Raw genomic sequence first — 26,920 nt, 5'->3', positions numbered from 1 at the left:
TTAATACCTAATTTTTGCCTTAGGGATTCGCTACAAAGCTGTAGATTCCTGATTTCTTAGATGAATCGGGGATCTTCTGCTTTACAAAATCTCCAGACTTGAGATCAAATTTCCCTGTTATTTCCGGAAATCGGCAAAAAAATCAGTAATGGTAAGAGTTGAGGAATTTAAATCTGAAAAATAATGCTTTAAGATATGCCTCTTTTCCCTGATTTAGTTATGTTGATCAATCACCGTGTAAATTCTCTGTCTCAGTATTATTGGGTTAATTGTCAATCGAAAAGCCACTGAAAAAATGAGAAATCAGCAATTAACAATAAATTACACAAGTAATTGCGTTTTGCAGAGGCTGTGGCAATAGCATCGCGTACAAGCGGTAAAGATATAATTTTTGTGTACTGAATTTGGTGATTAGTCAAAGTTAACTTTTTAGCCAAATCAGCAATATATACTCACCAGCCCCCTATTCTATTTAGGGTTATGGGAGATAAAAAAGTTTAAATGTCGTACCTTCACCGGATCAAAAATTGAAATTGCCTACTTAAATAATTCTTGTACTCCAGTTGAGACAGATGAAAATTTATCAGTAGATTTCAATTATCTAATCCTACAAGTAGTATCGGTCTAGTTCAATAAAGCAAGGACAGCAGTAGCTTTATCAATCTATTTTGTCAGGTTCGTCAGGTTCAAATGCAGTTGTTATTTATGACTCGCAGTTTAGGGTATAAGTTCCCAGGTAGTTTTAGTAGTATAAAAATCTTAATTTAGCGATCGCTTTTAAAACTTCTCCCTATCACTGAAAAGTTTAGAAAAACTTCAACAGCTTGGGAGTTACAATATAACCTCCTCATTATTCTTTGTCAAGTAATTCGCTCTTAATTTTTTTAGAGCGGTGGAAAAAAAATTCCCGTCGTGAATCCCCTTTCAACGCTGAACAACAGCGGTTCACATACTGAATTTTCTAGAATATTTTATTTCCTGATACTGAGTTGCCATACGGAATTTATTCTCAATCCAGACCGAAGTATCAACTGCAATCAGGAATATCATCAGTAAATCATGACAAATAATGATAGTTATTCCCACTATATCAACTTAATAACTATCACTGTAATCTCACTTATATCAATCAGCTATATACATCTAATTATCAAAATTATTATTTAATTACAAAGCAATTTTGCCTAATGAGCAAATGAATATAAGTAAATTAATTTAATCATCATTAAAAGTTCATAGCGATACAGTTTTATCTATCTACACCTGACTAAAAGTGTTCACTTGACTCAAAAATAAATATATAGATTAATTAATAAATTATATAAATTTAGATTATCAAAAATCATGAAGTTGGATAAATCTTTATTTTATTTTTTAGTTCATATTCAATCACAGTTTTTGTTAACTTCAACTTGACATAAAATTCTGTAACTCTTTTAGAGCAAGGCTTTAATCATTAAACGCCTTCATATTTTTAGATCATAAATGTAGGAATATTGGGGATTAAAATCATAGATATTATTGTTTAAAATGTATCTCATATAATCTATATGCCAAGAATATAGATTGAACTCAGTCGTAGTATTTTTGCTTCGTATTACGATAATAGCATCTGCCAATCAGATTAAAATGGGGGGTGTCACCCCCTCTTTTTTTTAGGAGTGGGGACAAAACTCAAACTTGCACAAGACATAAGTAAATATCTAGATATGTTCAGTAAATTTAACTTAAATCTTGCCAGTTTGGCAGATGACATTAGCGACAAAAAATAGTATAAATAAAAATGTGGCTATTGAAATTGAGAAATCAATGATTTTCCTGACTCCGTTAAGAAAATATGAGCTTTTACTGATAAGCATCATAATTAATGGTAAGAAGTTATACAGCAGTAACTAAGGAAAAGCAGAAAATTTCCACTTGGAAGTTTCAACAGTACACAATCGCATCTACGAAAAGCTACGTTGAACTCAAGTTCTCCAGGTAGAAACCAGAAAAAAGGTAAATTTTTATCTTTGATTCATGAGTCAGTACAAACCTGAAGCCCAGAAGTAATTAATACACATTACCTCTGAAAGCTATAGGTATGACTAAATGAAAACTGGAAAACTGCCCAGACAATCAGGGTATATACGGCAAAACACAGCAGTACACAGGCTTGATTAAAAACAGTCAGGTTTTCAATCGCAGGTCAGGTTATGAAAAAAATCATCAGGTCAAATGCAATTTTTAGCTCAGTCTTCCATTCCCGTGAGGTATCTAGGCTGGCAATTACTGTCAGTCAAAAAGTTGTTACTATACATCAACATCTGCCACCAATTGATTACCTATAGATTCCGGTCATTCCCGCAACAGCAATTTAGCTGAAGCTGTTTATCAACTGCAATCAAGACAATCGCATTTGCAGAAACTGGACTAATTTACTCAATTCACAGACAACTAAGATTATGAATCAAGATATTGCTGGCAGTAGTAACAACTTAGAACCAAAAATTCATCCCGAACAGTTTGACCAAGTAGTTGAAGCAATTTTAGCCGGGAAGTATTCTTGGGCTTGTGTTTTAATGTTGCGGTTCGTTGGCTATAATCCGATGCACTATATCCCTTATCGCACTTATAACCGCATCTTGAAAGAAAATGCCCGCACAAGTAGGTCAAATTCCCAAAATAATGAAAGTTTGAAAATTGCTAAACCAACCGGAGAAAAAAGGACTGAAAGCAGTCTAGCATCTAGCTGTTTAAGCAAGATTAAAGACATAGCTTATCTGGAAGTGGGAGGCAAGCAAAAGGCTAACAGTAGGGAAAAGAAATCAGCATAGTACCCAGGGCGAAATTTAAAATTTGTCGGGGATACAATTCATGCCCTATGTTGTTGCCAATACCGTAATTGTGTGTTACTCAATATGGACTGATATAAAATGTGAGTAACTGCAATTACTGAAGCCTTTGTAAAAATCTGCCAGAATGGCAAATATACACGGGTAACATCTTATAAATTAGAAATAGCAACCTAAACAAAGGTTCATGACAGACCAGTTGCATTTTTCCCAAAAAACTGTTTGTGTCTGTACATGAAACACATAGGCTGATTGCTTTAGCATTCAGTTTCTCATTAATTAAATAAATTCTACATCAAGATTGATGAACCATGACTAATGGTGGTCTTTTTTCCTAATAAGTCTGAGTAATTTTCAATCGGGGTGGTGGGTTGCCCTAATAAGATGGAAATGACTCTAGGACTCCTGCTATTGAATTTGGTGTCACTAAAGTTTGGCTAACTTTAGTACCAAATGTAGATTAGGAAAGGGAAAAGTCATGGTCAAATCATTCTATTATTCGCAAATCAACTTATTACTGTTATGTCAACTGGCAATTGATGTAACAAAAATTTGAGGCTGTAAAAATATTACAGCTTCTTTTTTCATAAGACCTCTAGCGTAAAAATACTACCTTTTCCCACCTGACTTTCAACTTTCAGACTCGCTTGATGTTTTTGGGCGATCGCCATAGCTATAGCTAACCCCAACCCTGTGCCTCCGGTTTTACGAGAGCGGTCGCCGTCAACACGGTAAAAGCGATCAAAAATTCGCTTTTGATCAGCAGGCACAATCCCAATCCCCGTATCTTTCACCGCAATCACAGCAGTATAATCACCCTTGACTAAGCTAACAGTTACATATCCACCTCTGGGTGTATACTGAATGGCATTGGCAATCAAATTTGACACTAAACGGTAAAGTTGCGATTCATTACCTAGAGTGTAAACCTCGCAAGGGGGAATTTGGCAGGTTAAGTTAATATCAGCAGCAGTAGCCAGTTCTAAAAATTCTTCGGTCAAATCGCTTACCAAATCATTTAAGCAACAGGGCTGAAAAGGTTTTGCGCCTGAATTTTGCTCCAGACTGGTCAACAAGAGTAAGTCAGCGATTAAATGGCTCAACCTCCGCCCTTGTCGCTCAACAGTATGAAGCATTATTTGTATATCTTGTTGATTGGATTGCGGTATACGGAGGATAGCTTCCACAGTCGCCAACAGACTAGCCAGAGGCGATCGCAATTCGTGGGCAGCATTTGCAGTAAACTGTTGCTGTTGCTGATAAGACTGGTAAATCGGCTGCATGGCTAATCCTGAAAGCCACCAACTGGAAGTAGCAACCAAACTCAGAGCAATAGGCAACCCAATCGCCATAATCCATCGAATCCGCCTGATTTCCCCATCAAAATGTTCTAAAGTGCGGCCAATTTGTAAATAGCCCCAAGATGAATCAGCATTAGCACTATGCAAAATTGTAGTGAATTGGTGATAGCGAATGCCCTTAGCCGTGCGAAAAGTTTGCCATGAATTGCGGTTGAGAGTTGGCGGTAGAGATAACGGTTGATTGGGTGAAAAAGCCAGAAGTTTCCCTTGATGATTGAACAGACGAATATAGTATGTAGTGCGATCGCTGATGCCGATAGTGTGCCGTTGAATCAGCGTTGGCGTAGCCTTACAAGGTTGTCCACTTACACAAAGATCGGGAAAAATTTGTTGCAAAACCGCAGTCGGTTCTTCAGAAGGCGGTAACAGTGGTTCAACGCTATCGTGTAAAGTTCCAGGAATTGATTCAATTTCGCGCTCCATTCCTGCCCACTTTGTTTGTACCATTGCGCGATACATCCCCAAACCAGAAACACTCAAAATCACACCCATAACTCCCGCATACCAGAGGGCTAACCGTAGACGACTGCGCCGAAAAAGAGAGTAGCTATTCATGTCCGAGAATCAACTTGAGACTTACAGCAGTTTTCATGTATTTAGACCACACTCTAATAGGACTTACGCAAAATATCTCTGAAACCCTCTTCTCTTCGTGTCCTTCGTTCCTTCGTGGTTCGTTCTTTCGTGACTTGTGCGTAAGTCCTATCTAAATTAATTTCTTTCTTCCTTTGCGCCTTTGCGCCTTTGCGTGAGATATAAAAATGTAGTTCATTTAGCTGTAAAACGATAGCCAGCACCGGGAACAGTTTCAATCGGGCAGGGACAACCATGATTTGCTAACTTGCGCCGTAATAAGCGCATTTGCGCTGCAACTACATTACTAATCGGCTCTTCATCCATGTCCCAAAGTTGATGACGTAATTTACTACCGGGAATGATGCGATTGGGGTTCTGCATCAAATACATGAGCAACTGAAATTCTTTGGTGGTTAAGGGAATTATTAGAGGCGTAGATCCATCGGAATTTACTTGAAGGACATTGTTTGCTGTATCCAGAGTAAAACCTGCAACAGTCAGGGTGGATGGTTGTAGTTGAGGCGATCGCCTTTGAAGCGCCCGCAACCGTGCCAGCAACTCTTCCATCACAAACGGTTTGACTAAATAATCATCAGCCCCCGCATCCAGCCCTGCTACACGATTTTCGGGCTGACCCAAAGCAGTCAGCATCAGCACTGGTAAGGGATTTTGGTGTAGTCTGAGCTTCTGACATAACTCCAATCCCGACATTTCGGGTAGCAGCCAATCAACAATAGCAACTGTGTAATCTGTCCACTGGCTTTCCAGACAGAGCCATGCCTCAGTGCCATCTGTCACCCAATCCACCACATATCTTTCGCTAATCAGAACTTGCTTAATTGCCAACCCCAAATCCGCTTCATCTTCCACCAGTAAAATTCGCATCACTTCAGGGAAATCAACCACGAGCTTGATCTTACAAAAACATTTGCCATTTCACCTGGATTTCATCTGACCTTTGGCAAACTATGGAGAACTTTTGTTTAACCCGTATTGTGAGGAGTGATTATGAAACCTTTTATGCTAATGAGTTCCATTCTGGCAGCCAGTTTAACTATTAGTGCGCCCGCAGTTGTGTTTGCTCACGTTGGGCATGGTGATGAATTTCAAGCAACGGGCGGCATTAATCGCGTGAAAGTCAATGCTCAAACCGATCAACTGTTAGGTATTGTTGTCACGCCCATCGCCTCTTCTGCCAAATCTGGATCTGCTGTGATGATTCCGGTAACGGCATTGGTTGATGCCAATGATAAACAGATAGTCTTTGTGCAGTATAAGGATTTTTATGAGCCAGTGGAAGTTACCACCGGTGCGACTAAAGGCGAATTAATCGCTATTACCAAAGGATTGTCAGTTGGGGAAAAGCTCATTACCCAAGGTAGTTTGTCGCTCTATGCTGAATCGCGCAAAACTCAAACCGCCGATACAGCAACCAGTCCAGCCGCGAGTCCCACTCCTAAAACTGATACAACCCATGCTCAGGCAGATGCTCAAGGAATACCTCATAGCCATGATGCAAGCGGTAATCTCGTCTCACAGGCTGGTGAAACAACTCAGCAATCGGGCGGATTGCCGATGGGTATTTTAGCAGGAGTTGGTGGTGGAGTTGTGCTTGTGGGTGGAGCGATCGCTTTTGTCGTAGGTATGGGTAAAAAGAAAAGCGACTTGTCGGAATAAGACAGGACTTACGCAAAATCATAAAAAAATGAACCACATTTTTATATCTCACGCAAAGGCGCAAAGGCGCAAAGGAAGAAAGAAATACAGAGATCAGTGTGTGGTCTAAATACATGAAAACTGCTGTAAGTCCCATAAGGGAGATTTTTAATTGAAATGTTGAATTCTATTCTGAATCAGATTCTCAAAAACTCAATTGCTCAACGTTGGTTTATAGTTATCTGTGCGATTTTAGTAACGGTGTGGGGAGTATTTACTGTTACACAGATGCCACTGGACGTTTTTCCTGAATTTGCGCCCCCCCAAGTGGATATTCACACCGAAGCGACTGGACTAGCTCCAGAGGAAGTGGAATCACAAATTACTGTGCCGATTGAAAGTGCGGTGAATGGTTTACCAGGGGTGACTACGGTGCGTTCTTCCTCCAAAGTCGGACTGTCTATGGTGCAGGTGGTGTTTGACCAGGAAGCGGACATTTATAAAGCTCGGCAATCAGTGACAGAACGACTCCAGCAGGTGACAAATCAGTTACCTGAAGGGGTCCATCCACCGGAAATTTCACCGTTAGCATCGCCCTTGGGTACGATTTTACAGTATGCCTTTACTGTGAATGGGCAGGGGAAAACCTCGCTGATGGATTTGCGCCGTCTTGTTGATAGCACCCTGAGCAATCAAATTCTATCTGTGCCGGGAGTTACCCAAGTTACTGTTTACGGTGGGGATGAACGACAGGAACAGGTGCTAGTTGATCCAGAAAAATTGCGATCGCTCAATGTTTCCCTGACTGAAGTTACCAATGCTGCTAAAAGCGCAAATTCTAACGCTCCTGGTGGATTTCTCATTGGAGGTGGTCAAGAACTGTTGGTGCGCGGTATTGGGCAGGTAAAATCAATTGCAGACTTACAGCAATCAGTGGTCAAGGTGCAAGATGGGAAACCGATTTTGCTCCAAGATGTGGCGGAAGTCAAAACGGGTGCAGCACTGAAGCGGGGAGATGCTAGTTTTAATGGTCAGCCGGCTGTGGTGATGATGATTAACAAACAGCCGGATGTTGATACTCCCACGGTGACAAAAGCAGTAGAAGCGATGCTGCAATCTTTACAGGCGACATTTCCCTCTGATGTGCAGGTAGCGCGGACGTTTCGGCAGTCTAACTTTATTGATACTGCCATTGCCAATGTCAGCAGTTCCTTGATTCAAGGCATCATCATCGTGTCGGTGATTATGCTGTTATTTCTGATGAATTGGCGTACTGCCGTAATTACTCTGAGTGCAATTCCTCTCTCCTTGTTAATTGGCTTAATGTTCATGAAAGCTTTTGGCTTGGGCATTAACACTATGACCTTGGGCGGTTTAGTCGTAGCCATTGGCTCAGTTGTGGATGACTCAATCGTGGACATGGAGAACTGCTATCGGGGACTGCGAACTAATCAGGCACAGGGCAATCTGAAGCATCCCTTTGAGGTGGTGTATGAAACCTCTGTACAGGTGCGGTTAGCCGTGATTTTTTCCACAGTGATTATTGTGGTCGTGTTTGCACCAATTTTTAGTTTGACGGGTGTTGAGGGTAATATTTTTGCACCGATGGGTTTTGCGTATTTGCTCTCAATCTGTGCGTCTACTTTGGTGGCTATGACCCTTTCACCTGCCTTGTGTGCCATTCTGCTGGCAAACCAAACCCTACCGCAAGAAGGTACATTTATCTCACGTTGGGCAGAACGGTTATATCGTCCATTGTTAAATCTGTCGCTGCGATCGCCTCAAATTATTTTAGGTGTAGCACTTGCAGCCTTGGTTGCTGCTTTTGCGATTATTCCCTCCCTGGGACGGGTGTTTCTCCCCGAATTTCAGGAGAAATCATTGGTCAATTCAATGGTTTTATTTCCGGGTGTTTCCCTAGATATGACCAATCGGGCAGGGATAGCACTGTCTATTGCGCTTCAAGATAATCCTTTGTATGAGTGGGTGCAGATACGGGCAGGACGCACTCCAGGGGATGCAGATGGGGCGGGAGTGAGTATGGCTCATGTGGATGTAGAATTGAGCGATCGCGCCCTCGAAGACCGGGAAGCCAGTATTAAACAATTGCGGCAAGAGTTCAATAAACTGCCTGGTGTAGCATCTAACATTGGTGGATTTATTTCTCACCGTATGGATGAAGTGTTATCTGGGGTCAGAAGTGCGATCGCTGTGAAAATCTTTGGACCTGATTTAATCGAACTGCGAAAGATTGGCGAACAAGTGCGAGATGTGATTCAGCCCATTGCTGGGGTTGTAGACTTGCAGCTTGAACCCCAACTGCCCATTCGTCAGGTACAAATTCATTATGATCGCACTGCTGCCGCTACCTATGGATTGACTATGGAGGAGTTGTCAAATGTGGTCGAAACTGCCCTGAATGGTCGTGTAGTGTCGCAAGTGGCAGAAGATCAGCAGCTTATTGATATTTCTATTTCTTTGACGGAGAAAGCCCGCAATAGTTTAGATGCCATTCGCGCTATTCCCATCACTACCCCAACTGGGCAAACTATCCAATTGGGTGTGGTTGCTAAAGTAGAATACGGTATGGGGGCGAATGTTGTAAATCGGGAAGATGTGTCACGGCTGATAGTTGTTTCGGCAAATGTGGCCGAGCGTGATTTGGGCAGTGTCGTCGGCGATATTCAATCCCAAATTCAACAGAAAATCAAACTCCCCAATGGCTACTTCATCCAGTACGGTGGACAGTTTGAGTCTGAACAGCGTGCTACTAATAATCTCCTGGTATTTAGTATTTTGGCAGCGATTGTGATTGCAGTGTTGATGTTCTTCTCTGTTAAATCCCTTTCCGCGACAATCGCCATTATGCTCAATCTACCTTTGGCTTTGGTGGGTGGCATTGTTTCCATTGCCTTGAGTGGCGGTGTGATGTCGATCGCTTCTTTGATTGGATTTATTACCCTATTTGGCGTTGCTGTCCGCAATGGTTTGTTGTTGGTAGACAACTATAACAATAAGTTTGCTCAGGGAATGCCCCTGCAAGATGTGATTGTTAAAGGTTCACTAGAACGAGTTAATGCTATCCTGATGACCGCACTCACTTCCGCACTAGGTATGCTGCCTTTGGCGATCGCTAGTGGGGCTGGAAATGAAATTCTGCAACCCTTGGCAATTGTAGTTTTGGGCGGTTTATTTACATCTACAGCTTTGACTTTATTAGTTATTCCGGCTCTCTACGCTAAGTTTGGCAAACAGTTGATGCCTGGAGTTGATAGCTAGTTTTGGTGTATGGGAGCTTCACCCGTAGTGGGTGGGGTTCTTGTATATCATCACACAGGGAAGTTATGTCAGTGAGCTTGTCGAACTGCACGAGCGGTCACTGAGCTTGTCGTTAGCGTAGCGTGGCGTTAGCCATAGTGTCGCTTATATCTCAGGTCTAAAGACACTTGATATATTTTTAACAATTTGCAGTTTATATAAATTTTATGTAAAGATATTATGAATATTTGGTAAAGATTTTATTTTTTATATAAATTTTAGAAAAAGATATAGCAGAATTTAAAAATAACAATTAAAGCTTTGTCACTTTTTTATCTAAATTTATCAAACAGACAATCTTATATTTAAGAAAGTCTGCTGATGAGAATTTTCTAATTTTAGGATAGTGTTAAGAGATAGATTATATCCTTTCTGACTGTATCTACTTTGAGGCTGCAATGTGTGGAACAGATGTTCCGTAATTATTGGGTGATCAAAACTGCATGAATTTAAATACTTTAAGGTTAATTTATAAACCTGAATACCAGTGTTTGTGAAGATCCTCAAATCTAAACTAGGGATACTTTTATGCCCTAAGTGGATTTTTGGATAATTAACTAATGCAGATAAATTTGGCATTAGTGACAGAAATTTTTTGAGTTTATCTGTAGGTGTTTTACCAGACAATGCTGTTTATTAAGGGACATAACAGCTATGCCTGTTGCACATATATTGAGAATTAAATGAATACCCATAAAACATCCTACAGATTTAATACTGAATGTCTGGAAATTTTTTGCATCTATTTTTGAGGAATAGATGTAAAAGATAGATTTGCCCACATTTGAAAGTAGAAGGCAATTGGTAAGAATTATGTCATCTTATTCTCATCAAGATCAGGTTGTTAATATTTACGATTCCTACGAAAGTAAATTTTTAACACCTTTTCAGCGCAAAGCATTACTAAAAAATTTACAAAGTAATTCACAACCAGAATATCGGCGACGGATTGAGATTATGTTATTAGCAGATATGGGGAAATCGCAAACTCATATTTGTGAAATGATTGGTTGTTCTCAGGAAATGGCTAGGTATTGGATAGGAATAGCTGAGGCGGGTATGGCGCACAAATGGAATCAGCGCCCATTGGGTAGACCAAAGATTGTTAATCATCAATATATTGAAAGATTGAAAGAATTAGTTAATTGTAGTCCCCGTGAATATGGCTATGCTTTTAGTGATTGGACGGCTCAATGGTTGAGTAAACATTTAGCAAAAGAATTGGGAATTCAAATTAGCGATCGCCATATTAACCGTCTTCTTAAACAAATGGGACTTTCTACTAAACGAAAAAGTTCCCCATTGATAACTACTGAAAATCAGGATGTGGCAATTACAATTCGTGATTTACATTCTCCATCTGAACCTAGTTTCAATTGGTCATTTAATCTCATGCAGACCAATAAATAATAGTGTTTTGGAGGTTAGGAAATGCGATCAGCGTTTTCTCAAGAACAGTTAGCTACACACATTAAACAAACCTTGGGTGATTCGCTATCAGATCAAGCAGTTGCAGATTGTATCCAGGGTTTAGAAATTATTGAACCACCAGTAGCAAAGCAATTTTGGCAAGCTGATACAGCCAAGCCAGGAATTTACATTGTTTTGACAGGTAAAGCCAGATTACTTGATAGTGCCAATAACTTAATTACTACCCTCACTCCAGGATCATCATTTGGGGAATTAACTTTATTTCCAGAGCAAGATTTTAGCAGTTATGTTGCTAGAGCTTCCGTGAATTTAAACATTGCCTATCTTCCCGAACAAACATTGAGGAAAGTAATAGAAACATATCCGAGTATTTATGAGCGGTTGTGGCATCAAGCCGAATTAATTAATACTCCCAAATCTCCAGAAATTCCCATTCAAGAAATACCGAAAGAAGCAAAAAGTCTTAATTTTAGCCAACCGATAATTCCCGAAACACAACCGACAAAGCGCCCTAAATATTTCCCTATTCCTACTGTTACTGCCAGCAATTGGTGGCGTAAATTTAGTAAACGTTATCCATTTTTTGAACAACAAAGTGCGGCTGATTGTGGTGCTGCTTGTTTAGTGATGGTTGGTCGTTATTGGGGTAAAAATCTCAGTATTAATAGACTGCGGGATCTAGCTAATGTTAACCGTAGTGGTGCATCCATGCGGAGTTTGAGTGCAGCCGCAGAAAGCCTTGGTTTTGCTACCCGTCCAGTCAAAGCCAGCTTGGATAAATTTGCTCAACAACCTTTACCAGCGATCGCTCATTGGGAAGGAAAACATTACATTGTTGTCTATGAAATTACCAAAAAACAGGTAATTGTCGCCGATCCTGCTATTGGTCAACGTCACCTGACAATTAGTCAATTCAAAGCAGGTTGGACTGGTTACGCTTTATTATTAGAACCTACAGCTTCACTCAAGAAAACACAAGAAGCTAACACGCCATTTTGGCAGTTATTGGACTTAGTTAGACCGCATTTTCAAGTCCTATTAGAAGTATTTATTGCTTCCATCTTAATTCAGATATTTGGGTTAGTAACACCTTTATTTACTCAACTTTTGTTAGATCGAGTAATTGTCCAAGGGAGCGTTTTAACTTTAAATACCGTAGGATTTGGATTGTTAATCTTTGGTTTATTTCGTGTGGCAATTAATGGGTTAAGACAATATTTACTTGACCACACAGCCAACCGCATTAGTGTAGCATTAATGGTTGGTTTTATTAAACATACATTTAGCTTACCATTGGCATTTTTTGAGTCCCGCTATGTTGGAGATATTGTCTCCCGTGTCCAAGAAAATCAAAAAATACAACGGTTTCTGACTGGTGAAGCTCTGTCTATTACTTTAGATTTACTCACAGTCTTTGTTTATGTAGCACTAATGTTTTGGTATAGTCCACCAATGGCACTCATGACATTAGCAATTGTCCCGCCATTTGTGTTATTAACATTTTTTGCCACACCCTTTTTACGCAGGATTAGTCGGGAAGTATTTACAGCAGGAACACTGGAAAATAGTTATTTAATTCAAAGCTTGACTGGGATTTCTTCGATTCGCTCAATGGCAATTGAACAAACAGTTCGTTGGCGTTGGGAAGAATTACTAAATAATTTAATTAAAAAGAACTTTAATGGTCAAGTAGTTAGTAATCAACTGCAATTAGTTAGTTCTACTGTTCAATCCTTAGCCAGCACTGGGTTACTATGGTTTGGGGCTTGGTTAGTTATTCAGAATCAACTTACTATTGGTCAATTAGTTGCTTTTAATATGTTGTTAGGGAACATTATTCAGCCCTTTCAAAGACTAATTATTTTGTGGAATCAATTACAAGAAGTGATTGTTGCTACAGAACGGATTAATGACGTTTTAGAAGCACAACCAGAAGAAGATTTAGAAAATCAACCCCGGCAATATTTATCCAGATTGGTGGGAGGAATCCGCTTTAATAATGTTACTTTCCGTTTTCATAATGAAAGTGAAATTAACATTTTAGAAAATCTAAACTTTGAGATTTTACCAGAGCAAACTATCGCAGTTGTAGGGCGGAGTGGTTCAGGTAAAACAACCCTTTCTAAATTGATTTTAGGTTTATATCCAGCGACAGATGGAAGAGTTTTAATTGACAATCAAGATGTGACTAGTATTTCCTTACATTCATTGCGATCGCAAATTGGAGTTGTTGATCAAGATACATTTTTATTCGGGGGAACAATTCGGGAAAATATCAGTATTGCCCATCCCGAAGCATCTTTAGAAGAAATCATGGAAGCAGCCCAACTTGCAGGTGCAGATGAGTTTATTAAAAGAATGCCAATGGCTTATGAAACCCAAATTGGTGAAGGTGGAGGAATGTTATCAGGAGGACAACGCCAACGTTTAGCAATTGCCCGTGCTTTACTAGGCAATCCCCGACTTTTAATATTAGATGAAGCTACCAGTCATCTTGATGCTGAATCTGAACGTATTATTCAGAAAAACCTCAAAAAAATTCTCCAAGGACGGACAAGTGTCATTATTGCCCATCGTCTTTCCACTGTGCGTCATGCCGACCTCATTTTAGTTTTAGATCGTGGTGTTTTAGTGGAAAGCGGTACACATGAAGAATTAATTGCCAAAAAAGGACATTATTTCTATCTCAATCAACAACAATTAGCACAAACAAATTGATTAATTAGTTTAATTGATCATCTTCTAAATCAAAATTTGAGAGACGTTGTATTTAACGTCTCTATTCTCTGTTGATAATTTTACCTTTTGAATTCCTATCCTCCTCAATTACTTATGCCACAGTCAACTTATCCACAATCAACAACTACCACAAAGCTACAGAATCCACCTGAACCTAAAGCTTTTATTCAACATCAAGTTCAGACATTAGATAAAGCCAAAGATTGGTTTTACGGTACAGAAGAATTACTAGATGCTTTACCAAAAGCATGGACTCGTTCCATGTTGTATCTACTAGTCAGTTTTGCCGCAATTATTTTACCTTGGACAATGTTAACTAAAGTTGATGAAACAGGTAATGCTAGTGGACGAATAGAACCCAAAGGAGCAACACAAAAATTAGATAGTGTGGTAACTGGAAGTGTCATCAATGTGAATGTTAAAGAAGGCACACAAGTTAAAGCTGGGCAAGTTTTAGTGGAAATGGAATCTGAAGTTTTACAAACAGAAATTCAACAGACACAAGCTAAATTAGAAGGTTTAATAAATCGTGAAACTCAACTGGAAATACTCAAAAATCAAGTTTTAATGGCAATCAATATTCAAAATCAGCAAAATCAATATCAATCATTAGAAAAACTCGCTCAGGTAAATCAAGCCCGGCAAACATTTGAAACCCGGAAAAGTGCTTCTAATTTTCAAAATTTGGAGAAAATAGCCCAAATTGATCAAATAAAACAGAATGTAAAATCTACTCAAAGTAGCTATAGGTTAGCTACAAGTCGCTTGCGTCGAGATATTGCTGAAGTTGCCCGTTATCGTCAACTTTTAAAAGAGGGTATAATTCCTCAAACTAAAGTAGTCGAATTAGAAAAAATTGCTGAAGAGAGTCAACGTTTACAAGAAGAAGCAAAATTTAATATTCAAACAGCACAGTTACGATTAAGAGAAGAAGTTAATCGTTATCAGTCGCTAATGAATCAAGTTGAATCAGATATTGAACAAGCAAAATTACGATTACAAGAAGAAGAAAGTAGTTATAACAGTGCCATGCAAGGAGGTGAATTAGTTTTATTAAAAAATCAGGAACAGCTTAAAGATTTACAAAATCAAATTACTGCTCTTCAATCAGAAATTATGCAAACAAAGAGTCAGATTACATCTTTAAATTTACAGCTACAACAACGAATTGTCCGATCTCCTATTGATGGCACAATTTTTGAATTACCTATTAAAAAACCTGGTTCTGTAGTCCAACCTGGACAAATGATTGCTCAAATTGCACCCAAAAATGCAGCTTTGATTTTGAAAGCACGTATGCCTAGTCAACATAGTGGTTTTGTCAAGGTAGGAATGCCAGTAAAAATTAAATTTGATGCTTATCCTTTCCAAGAATTTGGAGTTTTATCAGGGCAAATTACTTGGATTTCACCTAGCTCTAAAATCCAGGAAAATAGTAACAGTCCTATAGAAACTTATGAATTAGATATCGCTTTAGATAATCCTTATGTTCAAGTTGGAGATAAACAGATTCCTCTCACCCCAGGGCAAACAGCAAGTGCTGAAGTAATTATCCGTCAACGTCGAGTTATTGACTTCATTTTAGACCCATTTAAGAAATTACAAAAAAATGGTTTAGAGCTTTAAGAGTTATGATTTATCTCCACAAACATCATATAAAAGATCATTTAGTCTCTATGAGAACAAGATTTTTACTGTTGGTTGTTCAAGAACAGCCATCTATTTATTAATCTGAACATCTACTAAATAAATCAGAAACAATAAAATCCCCGACTATTTAAAAATCGGGGATATAAGCCTGGTAATTGTTTTGTTATGAATTATCAAAAATATTAAAAGTATCATTGGATAGAGATATGAGATTAATATATCAGGTAAATATGATAGATACACTAATAATTGATTTAAGTAACAGCAAATAATATATCTAAATTAGTTTAGTAAGTGGAGAAATAACATCATGTCAGATATTTTAAAAGTATCCCAAGAAGATATTATTTATCACATTAAAATATCTTGTCAAATTCCTAGTTTATTAGAAGCGATCACTACTAAAAAAATTATTGCTGAAAGTGCTGAAAAAGAGGGTATTAATATCGAAATATCAGAACTACAACAGTCCGCAGATAGTTTACGATTAGCTAATAAACTCATTAAAGCCGAAGAAACCTGGGAATGGTTACAAAAACATTATCTTTCTTTAGATAACTTTGAAGAAATAGCCCAGCTAAATCTCCTATCAGCAAAATTAGCTCATCATTTATTTGCTGATAAAATTGAACCATTCTTTTATGCCCACCAAATTGATTACAGTGCAGCAGTTACCTATGAAGTAATATTAGATGATGAAGACTTAGCTCTAGAAATATTTTATGCTCTTCAAGAAGGGGAAATTAGTTTTCAAGAAATCGCTCGTCAATATATCCAAAATCCCGAAATCCGCAGGGCTGGAGGATATCAAGGTATCCGCAAACGAAGTGACTTTAGACCAGAAATTGCCTCCGCAGTTTTTGCAGCTAATCCTCCACAAATTCTCAAACCAATAATTACTCCCAAAGGAGCGCATATCATTATAGTTGAAGAAATAATTGAACCCCAATTAAATGAACAAATGCGCGTAAAAATTCTTGGTGATTTATTTACTAATTGGTTACAAGAGCAAATTAGTAAATTAACAGTTATCGCTACATTAGAAGAAGAGACAAATTCTACTTCATCTTCAGTAGAAATATTGAGTGAAGCTAGTTAAAATGAGAGTAAGTAGAACAGACTAAATAATTCCAGGTTTGTAGTGAGGACTTTAGTCCTCATTTAAGGACTTCAGCCCTTACTACCAAATCATCTCAATATTTTTTACATTACTTAATCTAAGTTGATTTATTTTTGTCTAGTTACTTAAGTAGGTGAGCGTTAAAAATTGTCGTTGGGGCAAGGGAATAAGAAGAGAGTTTTGGGCGATTTTACTTTTTAGGAAATTTTAATGCTCACCTACTTATGTCATCAATCTAAAGGAGTATAGACATCTTCAGAATGGGTATTAAGATAAGGATATTGTAGTTTAATTTTGTGTAATGCAAATTGTTCAAAAATTGCTGTCATTCGACTTTCAGGTGTATTATTGCCTGCTTGCCAAGCCGTAATTAAACCATTAGCAATAATTTGACAACGATTAGTACCAAAACTTTCTTGTTCACCAAATTTATTGTCTGGTTCTTCTGCACAACCTAATCCGGGTGCTAATAGCTTAGTAAACAAAGGAACTTGTGGCGAAAAACTGCCTTGATTTTCTAAATAAACTTTTTTTAATACAGGGTAAACGGCTTGATATTCATGCTTATTGAAATACAGCACTGCCGAGTCATAACGTTGATATTCATCAGGATTATATAAAGCTTTAAATGAGAAAGCAACTTGAATATGATTGAGTTCTCTAGTTAAATTCTCCATTACTGATACTACACCTTCGGGTGATACATTAAAGTATATTCTGACAATATCTTGATGATCTTGATTTCCTAAATTAGATACTGCCATATAAAATCCATTTTGGACTAAATTTTTAGGCATTTTGATTGCTACTAAATTACCAACAGTAGCAGATTTATCAATACTTGATAAGTACAAATCACGCTCAATATGCAAGGTTAAACCATTTTTATGAACTGCTAAAGATCCATCAGCTTCTTCATTAACTACTAACCAATTTTGACTCCAATAGCCTATACCTGTATTATGATTATGTAGTTGTTCATAAAAAGCCATATCTATACCCAATAACCTATTATTGCTCAGATTATTATCCTGGGTATCAGCAGAGTTATGCCAAGAACCATTGTAATAAGCACTGTAAAGAAAATTACGTAATAGAATTCGCAAGTGTTTATTTTGAATATCCAAAGGTAACTTTTTAAAGTTAGATATTACAGATTCTGGCAATTCTAATAAGTTGTATTCTGGATGCTTAATAGCATAAAATGATTCAATTTTTAAATGATTAGTAATATTTTCCAATTTTGCTTGTAATTCTTGTGGCAATTGCAAAAGTTGATTTTGTAGAGAATCTAATACTTGCATATAGAGTTTCCTTTTTTAAGCAAGAGATAAGTTTTGAGAAATTGCTGTTGAAAATTCCGTTCCTAAAATTGTCGGGATAGATGCTTGGGGACGACATAATAAACTCTTAGCAACTTGGAGAATGCAAATACCTGAATTACCAAAGGTTTTTTCATATTGAAGTTTAGCTTGAATAGCTCTAATTAATGCTAAACCGCTAAATTGCATTACTAATGCCAAGAAATTTGGACGGCGTTCTAAAATTTCCGGAAAGTTATCTAAATAACCACTAACTAATGCTGATAAAGAAGGTTGAATCATTGGTAATGGAATAGCAGCTAAACGTAAACATTCTTCAATAGGTATAGTTTTATTAGCCACTATGCTATACAACCAAATTTGTAGATAACTAGCAATTATTGTACCTAAGTCATTAGCAGGATCTCCCCAATTACCTCTTTCCCAATCAATCAATCGGATAATACTTTGATGACCAGGTAATTTCTGCTCAATTTCTGTTTTCCAATTCAAAGATAAAAGAATATTATTGAGTTTGAGATCATTATGAGTTAGACAACAAGGTATAAAAGCCTGACTTAATTCGGCAATTGCTTTTCCTAAATTATCATAACGTTGATAGAGAGCAAAAAACCTTAAACCATCAGCAGGAAGATTGCCAAATATTTGTGGTGTAATTCTATTTAATCCTTTGGCTAAATTGGGAGCTTCTAGAGAAGTTTCAAAGCTTTTTTGATAATTTTCTTGATTTATTGTTGTCCGATGAAATACTCCCAGATTTGAGCCAATCAACTGAGCAATATCAGTGGGAAATACATGATTTTTGGCATAAAATTCTGATAAATCTTGATATTGATTTAGATAGTTAAACACCATAATGGAGTTTTCTAAATCAAAATAAATTGCTTCTGATAAATATGATCGTAAATGATTGATTTCTAGGAATTTCTGACAGAGATCATGAATCTTCCATTCATCTACAAATTCACCTAATGTTTTACCATTTTGATCATGACGCTCTTGTTTAACAAGAAGTTGACGACCATCTGGTAAACTAATTAATAAATTAAAGTTTTTAGCTGATTTTAACTCGATTTTAATTAATGATTGATCTTGTGGATGAATGATTTTGTGATCAACTAGATAGTCAAAAACGTTGGCAGAACTTATTAAAAATGGCATGGGTTTTAATGAAAAATCAGTTAACACCGGTTAGTTAATTAACAAAATATTGAAAAAATAATGTTTAATCTTTGTTATTAAATGAACTCCCTAAATAAGAAATGGAATCTATAGCATAAGCTAATAAAATAAATTCCATAGACTTAATTCCAAATCTAACTAATTCCTGAAAATTGTTACTATCTCCTCCAAATATAGAGACAGATTCCAGATTACTAATTTCATTGATTAATAATTTTTCTTGGGTGATATGTAAATCAGAAATTGTAATTCTTGCCATTTGCTGAATGCCCACTAATTGCAAAATATGATAGCCGCAAAGTGTAGGTAAACACCAGGTATTTATTAATTTATTAATCGGGTTCAATAAGTTATCTAAAACCTTATTCCCCTTTTATTTCAGGGGAACAAGGGTAATAGATTCTTAACTGAACCAGAGTTTTATGGGATTATATAGGCAATTAATTTTGCCTATTATCTCATTTTAATAGTATCCGTAGCCGGCACCGTGAGAGTCATAGCTAAATGATTTAGCTAAAGAGACAACGTTATCAATCGCAAAGCCTAACAGAACAAACTCTTTACCCTTGATACTGTATTGGACTAAATCATATATTCCAGAGCCGCTACCACCTTGAACGGAGATTGTATCTACATCATTCATTTCATTTAAAAAGCTTTCGGAATCTTGGAACAATTCAGAACCGTTAGCGTGTAATTGAGAAAGTTTAATACTAGCCATGATTTCTTTCCTCCTAAATTAATCGTCAGGCAATTGATATTTTGTGAGAGCCAGTTAAGCTTGCCTTGTCTTAACCGCTGATCTAATTTTTATTCATGAAATTAGAAAAAATCAAGGGTTAGAGCCAGCTAAAAAAGACATAAATAAATGAGTTGAGTCTGTTTATAAAAAGTATTAGCTCTAGCTTTAAACATCTTTATTGATTTTTACTGAAGATTATTTTTAGTGATAATTTGCAAGTTTTTATACTGATAAAACTAATTGTAAATATATAAAAAATCGTGCGTTTCCTATTCATAAGCATAAAAACGCACGATATTTATGAGATTATTCAATAATCAGGATATTGCTTAATTACTGAAATCGTCTCTGAGGTCTTCCATCATCGTATTTAATTCTGTCCTCCAGCTTTCAAGCTCAGTATCTATATCCAGATTTATTGAGGGTTCTACATACCGAGAACCTCTGCGTCTTCTTCTTCTGTAACCACCTACAACATTAGTCAATTCCTCAAGAGTGAGGTCATTGAGCATCTGTTCGCTACTGTGAGGATATATGTCAGCAACTGTTATCCGCATTTTTTACTTTCCTTTCCCAATCTAAGCTGGGATAAAATCAGGCTACAAATTTAACATTTCTTCTCTTATATTTTCGTTTTTCATTCCATCAATTCAAGTTTTTCAAGTTTATTTAGTGGACAGAATTCCAAAATTTTTGTCTGTCAAAACAAAAAAACAAAGGAAGTCTTATTAGAGTGACTTCCTTTGCCTTAGATGAATTAAAAACTATAAACTTCTGTCAAAAGTTAGAAGTTTTGAGGTTTCGTAATTAACCAACAAATGCTAACCGAGGTGCAACTTCAGCAGGACGTTCTACACCTTTGAGGTAAGCAAGAACAGTATCAGCATCAGATACTTCAAAGGGGTCACTACCACAGTTGTCTTCAAAACCAGGTTCAATGAACATTTTTTCAATCTCGCCGTTATTAACAACCATTGCATAACGCCAAGAACGCATTCCAAAACCGATGTTAGATTTATCAACTAACATTCCCATTTTCCGGCTAAATTCTCCACTACCATCTGGTAACAAGAAGACGTTTTTAGCACCTTGTTGTTTACCCCATTGGAACATAACAAATGCGTCATTAACTGAGAGGCAAATGATTTGGTCAACACCTTGGGCTTTGAATTCTTCAAATAGTTCTTCGTAGCGAGGCAAATGGGTGGAAGAACAGGTGGGGGTGAATGCACCAGGTAGGGCAAATAATACTACTTTTTTACCGGCAAAAATCTCGTCAGTAGTTACATCTTTCCAAGTATAAGGATTTGGTCCACCGATAGATTCATCCCGAACACGAGTCTTGAATACTACATTTGGAACGTGAGTAATAGCAGTCATAAATACCTCTTTTTTAGATGGAAGATTTTAACTCGTGTTGCTGCTTGATTGCTGGGCATCAATAGCTTATCTTATAAATCAGAATAATTCTGATTTAGGAATTAGTCAATAGTTATAAATACTTATTTTATAATGTATTTATTAAAAAGGTGTAGTTATGAGAAAGGAAGAGTTATAATGGAAGTTTATATCTTTATATAGTTAAGTAAATCCTATGCAGCAAAAAGCTAATGATATTGTCAAAACCCTGAAGAGTAGAGGGTTGAGAGTTACTCCCCAGCGATTTGGGGTTTATGCAAACCTATTAGCCAGAGAAGATCATCCGACGGTTGATCAAATTTTGAGGGACTTGAATCAGGAAGCACCTACTTCCTCCCAAGCCACTGTGTATGCGGCACTTCAGGCACTGCGTGAGGCGGGTTTGGTGCGAGAAGTATTATTAGAAGAAGGGGTATCTCGTTATGATGCCAATGTTGCCCCCCATCATCATTTTCGGTGTAACTGCTGTGGCGCTATTGAAGATATTAACTGGAATGCTTTCCCTGATATTGATGTCAGTCAACTGCGGGAGGGGTTAAAAGTAGAACGATATGAGGTGACAGTTGAGGGAATGTGCGATCGCTGCTGTGAGTGAAGCGATCGCCCCCAGTCAGTATAATAGATCAGTATCTATTACTATCATGATACTGTTTTATTTCTAAGCGATAAAAGTAAGATTTATTACTAACCTGTAATTAGGGGCGTGAGCGATATTTTGCACATTGGGTTAATATAGGGATAGCAGTAATAACGCCTAATTTGTCATATATTTTCCACAATAGACTTATCAGCAAGTAAATTTAAGTTATGTCATCACTAAATCCTCCTCTCACTAAAGAAGATTTTATTAACTCTGGCTGGAAAGAAGTGGTTAATAGCAGCGAGAGAAAAGAGTGTCTTAGCTATCACATGGCTTTCTGGAATAAGGCAAAACAAGCAGAAGCAGCAGTCAATATTAAGGAACAGACTGTTTTTGAAATTTTGGCTTTTGTAACTGGTGCTGCAATCAAGCCAGAATCAAACGATGAGTTTTTTGCTGAAGTTTTTAGCAACCTCACAGAAGAATATTTAAACTTTCTCACTGAAATTGCACCTGAAATATCAGATCCAGAACTTCAGGCACGAGTAGCTGATATTCTGTGGGTGAAAAATGGTAACTACCAAATGGCGCAGTTAGCAGTTGAGGCTTATTTAGAATCTGCTAAAAAATTAGAAGACCCTCAAAAATGGAGTCATTGTGTTGATAGAATAGAAAGATCACTTAGGTTAGCACGCAAAATTAATTATAAACCAGAAATTGTTATTGAATATATAGACGAGGTTTTAAATCGCTACCAAGGAGAAGATCCATTATGGCTATCAATAAAGCTCCATGAGCTTTTACAAGACGAAAAAAACATAAACCTTTTGCGGAAAACACAACTTTTAAATACTGCTAAATATTCTGCTGTAGCTAAGAAAGGGGCAATTTTTCAAGAATCTAGCAAAGAGTGGGATAAAGCCCGAAACTACTGGAAAATCAAGGCAGAATGGCACCGCATTGAAAAAAATACAGAAAAAGCATATACAGCGAGAATGCTTGCGGCTGAAACTTATATCAAGGAAGCTGAAGATTCTTTAACTAAACATCCAACCCCTTACTTAAAAGCATCCCATGATTTACAGAAAGCTTTTGAAGCATTTGAGAGGTTACAAAGCCAAGGTACAGAAGAGGACAAAGCAGTAATAAAAAATAAATTAGAGCAAATTCACAAACGTCTTCTTGAGTATCAGCAAAAGTCATCTAATGAGTTAATAACAATTTCTTCAGAGTTTAATATTAGTGAAGAAGTAGAATTAGCTAGATCACAGGTTAGAGGGAAAGAATTTCCAGAAGCACTATTATCTTTGGCTTCTTTAGCAACTCCACCTAAAGTTTCAGAACTGCGACAAATCGTAGAGGAAACAGCTAGTTTATCCCGTTTCTTCCCAATAGTAAAAATGAATGAGATGGGTAAAAATGTAGCGCGTCAAATCACTAACTCTAATGAGGGGGAGGAAGCAATTAGGTTTGAAATGTATGTAAAAGCTGCTGAATATCAAAAAATTTATGCTCAGGCTTTTATTGAACAAGCTAGATATCAAATTATTTCGGAACATATAATACAAAAATCGGAAGAAAACAAAATAAAAGCAACCGACTTAATTTCATTAGTTTCAAATAACCCTTTTGTACCACCGGGAAGAGAAAAGTTATTTATCAAAGGTCTTTATGCTGGATTAATAGGAGATTTTGTTACTTCTACTCATATCTTAATTCCCCAAATTGAAAACTCCGTTCGTTATCTACTCTCTAATAGAGGAGCGATAACTTCTGGAATTGACAACAAAAATAATGGTATTCAACAAGAAAATAATTTAAATGCAACTCTTTTTTATAGTAAATATCCACAAATTACTTCAATTTTTGATGAAGATACACTTTTTGATCTTCAAGGTTTATTAATAGAGAAATCAGGGTCAAATTTAAGAAATCGCATGGCTCACGGTTTAATTAATGATAATGACTTTTCCAGTCCTATTTTCTCTTACTTATGGTGGGTAACGTTGCGTCTATGCTTTGGTGCAGGAATATTAATACCTGAAGAAATTGTAGAAGAGTCTAACCCTTTGGTCAAATTTGCTGGTATGTTCAAAGATGACCCATTTTTGGATGAATTTGTCGAAGAAATGGCAGTAAATCGGCGTAAATTAGATGAAGAAATGGCTGCTGAGGAAGCTTTTGTTGAGGAGAATCATGCAGCGTGAGTATATATATTCTTGATACTAATATTGTGACTCTTTTACAACATGAAAATAGTCAAATAATTCAACGTATTAGAGCGGTTAATAGTTCTAGCATATTTATTACAACTATCACGCTTGAAGAACAATTAAAAGGTAGACTAGCTATTATCAATAAATGTAATAGCGATAAAAATCTACAAGGATTAGCATCTGCTCATCGAAATTTAAAACTAACTCAAAATTTCTTCTGTAGCGTCAATTTGTTGGAGTTCAATGAAGCAGCTTGTGAATGTTATAAAAAGTTACGACAGCAAAAAATTAATAGCGGTTCACAAGATTTAAGAATTGCTGCAATAGCTTTAGTTAATCGAGCAATTGTAGTTACTCAAAATTACAAAGACTTTATCAAAGTTCCTGATTTAACCATCGAAGATTGGACTGTAGAATATTTCTTATAAAACCTCACCCAGAGACGCAAAAAACCTCTCTGCGCCTCTGCGTAAACTTAATCCTTAATCAACTCCGCCAACATCATCTGTAAATCCTGCGTTAAGTCACTAACACCCTTTCGCAAAGCTTGTTTATTTCCCTGACAACTTTCCCATTTTTCATGAACATTAATCGGTTCACCGACAAAAATCATAGCTTGTTTCCAACCTAAACGCGGTCTTCCTGGTAAAGTAGAATCCTGAATGCGAGATAACATATCAAACATTAATAATATCGTTTCTGCAAATCTTTCCGCTGTTGGTTTTTCCTGAATATAATTAGCAGTCACAGCTACAAAACTTTCAGCAATTCTCATGTGCTGCATTTTCAAATCTGCTTCTTGGGCTACCCAATCAGCCAGACCACGTTTAAAAGGTGGTAAACTTTGAATATCAGCGATATCATCCCGATAAATATAATTCCACCCAGCATCTTCTAAACGCCGACATCTATCAATAAAATTACCTTGTGACTGGATATTAAAATATTCTTCTGTAATGGTTAAAGCCGTATCCATTAAGCGGTGTAATCTAGTAATTAATACCTCATTTAGGGGATTTTCTGAAGTTATAATTTCTGTAAATTCTTGATGATAAAAACGACAATAAAATGCTTCCATTTCAGAAATTAGATATTCAGCTAAACGCAGCACCCGCTGATATAAAATTTCTGATTGTTCCTTCCCATTTGTACTAATCTCTGTAACTTCTAAACCGCTATCTGCTTCTAATTTAGATAACAGCCAATCTATTTTTTTCCAAGGTGGGTTAACATAACTATATTTAATGCCAATAGGAATAATAAAAACCTGTTCTTCCCGGTTAGCCTTTTTTAAATCTTCCACACACCAAAAACCCAACTGGGCTACACCCGGTTCTAAGGGACTGACTATACTACTGTGTCCATTTGTACCACCTTCTGGGGCAACAGCTATAGGCATTTCTGCATTTGCAAATAATTCTCGTGCCATTTGGATGGCGTTTTTATCTACGCGTCTTCCCCTACGAATTGGTACACCACCAAGTCTGGAAAATAACCATCCTAACCAATTTCCCGCCCATAGAGTCATTCCCCGTTCATACATAAAATGACTGTGGACTGGGTATTTGAGGTTAATTCCTTTTTTCTTGGCGACCTTGGGGACAATTCGTGATAGCAGATATAACATAGAAAGGGGATCTTCTACCTCTGGGTGACGGAAAGCGATTAAAAATCGGACTTTACCTGCCTGAAATTCGTGGTATAATTTAGCTAAGACTTCAGCGTTTTTAGCTTCAATATTGACAATACCCGCAGGTAGCCAAGGTCTAGTTCTCACCCACAGGATAAAAGGCAAACACCAAGAGACAATTTTAACAATGAGGGGGTTATGACGTTGGGGTATAAATTTGAGTGGTGGTTGGGTGGAATGAATAGATTTAGGCAAGTTGTTCTCCTGTGGTGTGGCGAAAAAACCAAAAATGAGCGATCGCTGCTAATTTAATTATCATAATGAATACACCACCAGACCAGCGAAAATTTGCACCCGCAACACAGCGTAACCGTGAACCTATTTTAGAGGTACTTTTAGAAGTATTGCCTAAACATGGGACTATACTAGAAATAGCCAGTGGCACAGGTGAACACGCTGCATTTTTTGCCTACCACCTAGCACCCCGACAATGGCTACCTTCTGATCCTAACCCCGAACTTCGTGCCAGTATTGCCGCGTGGGCTGAATATTTTCCCTGTGATTCTATTCAACCACCCCTAGATTTAGATGCCAGTTCGCCAATATGGCCTGTAGAAAAAGAGCCGTTACCAGAACCGCCTATTTCTGCTATTGTCAATATTAACATGATTCATATTTCCCCTTGGTCTGCCTGTTTAGGACTCATGGCGGGGGCTGGACGGATTCTCCCACCTGGTGGTATCCTCTATTTATATGGACCATACAAACAAAATGGAGAACATACAGCGCCTAGTAATGCTGCTTTTGATGAATCTTTACAAGCACAAAATCCAGATTGGGGAGTGCGTAATTTAGAAGATATCATCAAAGTGGCGAAGACACACAATTTATCTTTGCAAAAAATCTATCCCATGCCAGCAAATAACTTTTCGCTAATTCTTAAACATCATTAAGGGACTTCCAAATAAAAAAACATTCAAGCACCTAACGGAAAGACAAACCACTCCAGGCACAGAGTTCACAGAGAAAAGAGGCTTTGAGAGATATTTTGCTTAAGTCTTGTTAAAATTAACTAAGTTTCTGTTTTCTAAGAAATGGGTTAATTTTAATCATTGACAAGATAATATCCTATTATTCTTTTTTT

20 protein-coding genes are annotated in these 26,920 nt (G+C 37.3%); 11 read left to right on the top strand and 9 right to left on the bottom strand.

The window, feature by feature from the left end; all coding sequences use genetic code 11:
• The first annotated feature begins 2,444 nt into the window (after positions 1-2,444).
• Positions 2,445-2,816: a HetP family heterocyst commitment protein gene (locus tag FJR04_RS14785; RefSeq protein ID WP_168496034.1), complete on the top strand. Its 372-nt coding sequence runs from the start codon at positions 2,445-2,447 to the stop codon at positions 2,814-2,816.
• Positions 2,817-3,418: 602 nt separating this feature from the next.
• Here the strand turns inward: FJR04_RS14785 and rppB are convergent.
• Positions 3,419-4,750, bottom strand: a complete 1,332-nt coding sequence (rppB, locus tag FJR04_RS14780) for a two-component system sensor histidine kinase RppB (protein ID WP_168496032.1) — start codon at positions 4,748-4,750, stop codon at positions 3,419-3,421.
• A 213-nt stretch (positions 4,751-4,963) separates the two neighbouring features.
• The gene (rppA, locus tag FJR04_RS14775) at positions 4,964-5,656 is read right to left on the bottom strand and encodes a two-component system response regulator RppA (RefSeq protein ID WP_168496050.1); all 693 of its coding nucleotides are present in this window, start codon (positions 5,654-5,656) and stop codon (positions 4,964-4,966) included.
• A gap of 141 nt (positions 5,657-5,797) precedes the next feature.
• Here rppA and FJR04_RS14770 point away from each other — a divergent pair, with 141 nt between their 5' ends.
• The 6 genes from FJR04_RS14770 to FJR04_RS14745 all read left to right on the top strand — a co-directional run bounded on the left by FJR04_RS14770 (position 5,798) and on the right by FJR04_RS14745 (position 16,664).
• A complete protein-coding gene (locus FJR04_RS14770; protein WP_254445292.1) occupies positions 5,798-6,448 on the top strand; it encodes a cobalt transporter in 651 nt (216 codons plus the stop codon).
• A gap of 156 nt (positions 6,449-6,604) precedes the next feature.
• A complete protein-coding gene (locus FJR04_RS14765; RefSeq protein ID WP_168496028.1) occupies positions 6,605-9,706 on the top strand; it encodes an efflux RND transporter permease subunit in 3,102 nt (1,033 codons plus the stop codon).
• 852 nt (positions 9,707-10,558) lie between these two features.
• Positions 10,559-11,155 (top strand): helix-turn-helix domain-containing protein, encoded by a 597-nt coding sequence (locus tag FJR04_RS14760; RefSeq protein WP_168496026.1) that lies wholly within the window; start codon positions 10,559-10,561, stop codon positions 11,153-11,155.
• A 21-nt stretch (positions 11,156-11,176) separates the two neighbouring features.
• A complete protein-coding gene (locus tag FJR04_RS14755; RefSeq protein WP_168496024.1) occupies positions 11,177-13,894 on the top strand; it encodes a peptidase domain-containing ABC transporter in 2,718 nt (905 codons plus the stop codon).
• Between the two features lie 114 nt (positions 13,895-14,008).
• Positions 14,009-15,541: an HlyD family efflux transporter periplasmic adaptor subunit gene (locus FJR04_RS14750; RefSeq protein WP_168496022.1), complete on the top strand. Its 1,533-nt coding sequence runs from the start codon at positions 14,009-14,011 to the stop codon at positions 15,539-15,541.
• Between the two features lie 334 nt (positions 15,542-15,875).
• Positions 15,876-16,664: a peptidylprolyl isomerase gene (locus tag FJR04_RS14745; RefSeq protein ID WP_168496020.1), complete on the top strand. Its 789-nt coding sequence runs from the start codon at positions 15,876-15,878 to the stop codon at positions 16,662-16,664.
• A 251-nt stretch (positions 16,665-16,915) separates the two neighbouring features.
• On the opposite strand, the gene FJR04_RS14740 is transcribed toward FJR04_RS14745, so the two are convergent.
• From FJR04_RS14740 to FJR04_RS14715, 6 genes are all read right to left on the bottom strand, one after another.
• A complete protein-coding gene (locus FJR04_RS14740; RefSeq protein WP_168496018.1) occupies positions 16,916-17,989 on the bottom strand; it encodes a T3SS effector HopA1 family protein in 1,074 nt (357 codons plus the stop codon).
• A gap of 15 nt (positions 17,990-18,004) precedes the next feature.
• Complete coding sequence (locus FJR04_RS14735) at positions 18,005-19,168, bottom strand: phosphotransferase (RefSeq protein ID WP_168496016.1); 1,164 nt, start codon at positions 19,166-19,168, stop codon at positions 18,005-18,007.
• Positions 19,169-19,232: 64 nt separating this feature from the next.
• Positions 19,233-19,448, bottom strand: a complete 216-nt coding sequence (locus FJR04_RS14730) for a hypothetical protein (protein ID WP_168496014.1) — start codon at positions 19,446-19,448, stop codon at positions 19,233-19,235.
• 204 nt (positions 19,449-19,652) lie between these two features.
• Positions 19,653-19,910 carry a hypothetical protein gene (locus tag FJR04_RS14725; RefSeq protein WP_168496012.1) on the bottom strand — a complete coding sequence of 86 codons (258 nt, stop codon included), beginning with the start codon at positions 19,908-19,910 and terminating at the stop codon, positions 19,653-19,655.
• Positions 19,911-20,260: 350 nt separating this feature from the next.
• A complete protein-coding gene (locus FJR04_RS14720; RefSeq protein ID WP_168496010.1) occupies positions 20,261-20,488 on the bottom strand; it encodes a hypothetical protein in 228 nt (75 codons plus the stop codon).
• Positions 20,489-20,738: 250 nt separating this feature from the next.
• A complete protein-coding gene (locus tag FJR04_RS14715; RefSeq protein ID WP_168496008.1) occupies positions 20,739-21,311 on the bottom strand; it encodes a peroxiredoxin in 573 nt (190 codons plus the stop codon).
• Between the two features lie 214 nt (positions 21,312-21,525).
• On the opposite strand from FJR04_RS14715, the gene FJR04_RS14710 reads away from it, so the two are divergent.
• The 3 genes from FJR04_RS14710 to FJR04_RS14700 all read left to right on the top strand — a co-directional run bounded on the left by FJR04_RS14710 (position 21,526) and on the right by FJR04_RS14700 (position 24,574).
• Positions 21,526-21,945: a Fur family transcriptional regulator gene (locus FJR04_RS14710; RefSeq protein WP_168496006.1), complete on the top strand. Its 420-nt coding sequence runs from the start codon at positions 21,526-21,528 to the stop codon at positions 21,943-21,945.
• A gap of 212 nt (positions 21,946-22,157) precedes the next feature.
• Positions 22,158-24,137: a DUF4209 domain-containing protein gene (locus tag FJR04_RS14705; RefSeq protein ID WP_168496004.1), complete on the top strand. Its 1,980-nt coding sequence runs from the start codon at positions 22,158-22,160 to the stop codon at positions 24,135-24,137.
• Complete coding sequence (locus FJR04_RS14700; RefSeq protein ID WP_168496002.1) at positions 24,134-24,574, top strand: type II toxin-antitoxin system VapC family toxin; 441 nt, start codon at positions 24,134-24,136, stop codon at positions 24,572-24,574. Before FJR04_RS14705 ends, FJR04_RS14700 begins: the two co-directional genes overlap by 4 nt.
• A gap of 47 nt (positions 24,575-24,621) precedes the next feature.
• Here FJR04_RS14700 and FJR04_RS14695 read toward each other — a convergent pair whose 3' ends face one another.
• Positions 24,622-26,031 (bottom strand): 1-acyl-sn-glycerol-3-phosphate acyltransferase, encoded by a 1,410-nt coding sequence (locus tag FJR04_RS14695; protein ID WP_168496000.1) that lies wholly within the window; start codon positions 26,029-26,031, stop codon positions 24,622-24,624.
• Between the two features lie 65 nt (positions 26,032-26,096).
• Here FJR04_RS14695 and FJR04_RS14690 point away from each other — a divergent pair, with 65 nt between their 5' ends.
• Positions 26,097-26,729 carry a DUF938 domain-containing protein gene (locus FJR04_RS14690; protein WP_168495998.1) on the top strand — a complete coding sequence of 211 codons (633 nt, stop codon included), beginning with the start codon at positions 26,097-26,099 and terminating at the stop codon, positions 26,727-26,729.
• Positions 26,730-26,920: the final 191 nt, after the last annotated feature.

Origin of the sequence: Anabaena sp. UHCC 0204 (assembly GCF_009711975.1) — a bacterium.
GTDB lineage: Bacteria > Cyanobacteriota > Cyanobacteriia > Cyanobacteriales > Nostocaceae > Dolichospermum.
The sequence above is the reverse complement of the archived record's forward strand: the minus strand, read 5'-3'. Positions and strand labels throughout refer to the sequence as shown.

Coding starts and splice junctions, on each gene's coding strand:
- FJR04_RS14785 (WP_168496034.1), top strand. CDS start 2,445: ATGAATCAAGATATTGCTGGCAGTAGTAACAACTTAGAACCAAAAATT.
- rppB (WP_168496032.1), bottom strand. CDS start 4,750: ATGAATAGCTACTCTCTTTTTCGGCGCAGTCGTCTACGGTTAGCCCTC.
- rppA (WP_168496050.1), bottom strand. CDS start 5,656: ATGCGAATTTTACTGGTGGAAGATGAAGCGGATTTGGGGTTGGCAATT.
- FJR04_RS14770 (WP_254445292.1), top strand. CDS start 5,798: ATGAGTTCCATTCTGGCAGCCAGTTTAACTATTAGTGCGCCCGCAGTT.
- FJR04_RS14765 (WP_168496028.1), top strand. CDS start 6,605: ATGTTGAATTCTATTCTGAATCAGATTCTCAAAAACTCAATTGCTCAA.
- FJR04_RS14760 (WP_168496026.1), top strand. CDS start 10,559: ATGTCATCTTATTCTCATCAAGATCAGGTTGTTAATATTTACGATTCC.
- FJR04_RS14755 (WP_168496024.1), top strand. CDS start 11,177: ATGCGATCAGCGTTTTCTCAAGAACAGTTAGCTACACACATTAAACAA.
- FJR04_RS14750 (WP_168496022.1), top strand. CDS start 14,009: ATGCCACAGTCAACTTATCCACAATCAACAACTACCACAAAGCTACAG.
- FJR04_RS14745 (WP_168496020.1), top strand. CDS start 15,876: ATGTCAGATATTTTAAAAGTATCCCAAGAAGATATTATTTATCACATT.
- FJR04_RS14740 (WP_168496018.1), bottom strand. CDS start 17,989: ATGCAAGTATTAGATTCTCTACAAAATCAACTTTTGCAATTGCCACAA.
- FJR04_RS14735 (WP_168496016.1), bottom strand. CDS start 19,168: ATGCCATTTTTAATAAGTTCTGCCAACGTTTTTGACTATCTAGTTGAT.
- FJR04_RS14730 (WP_168496014.1), bottom strand. CDS start 19,448: ATGGCAAGAATTACAATTTCTGATTTACATATCACCCAAGAAAAATTA.
- FJR04_RS14725 (WP_168496012.1), bottom strand. CDS start 19,910: ATGGCTAGTATTAAACTTTCTCAATTACACGCTAACGGTTCTGAATTG.
- FJR04_RS14720 (WP_168496010.1), bottom strand. CDS start 20,488: ATGCGGATAACAGTTGCTGACATATATCCTCACAGTAGCGAACAGATG.
- FJR04_RS14715 (WP_168496008.1), bottom strand. CDS start 21,311: ATGACTGCTATTACTCACGTTCCAAATGTAGTATTCAAGACTCGTGTT.
- FJR04_RS14710 (WP_168496006.1), top strand. CDS start 21,526: ATGCAGCAAAAAGCTAATGATATTGTCAAAACCCTGAAGAGTAGAGGG.
- FJR04_RS14705 (WP_168496004.1), top strand. CDS start 22,158: ATGTCATCACTAAATCCTCCTCTCACTAAAGAAGATTTTATTAACTCT.
- FJR04_RS14690 (WP_168495998.1), top strand. CDS start 26,097: ATGAATACACCACCAGACCAGCGAAAATTTGCACCCGCAACACAGCGT.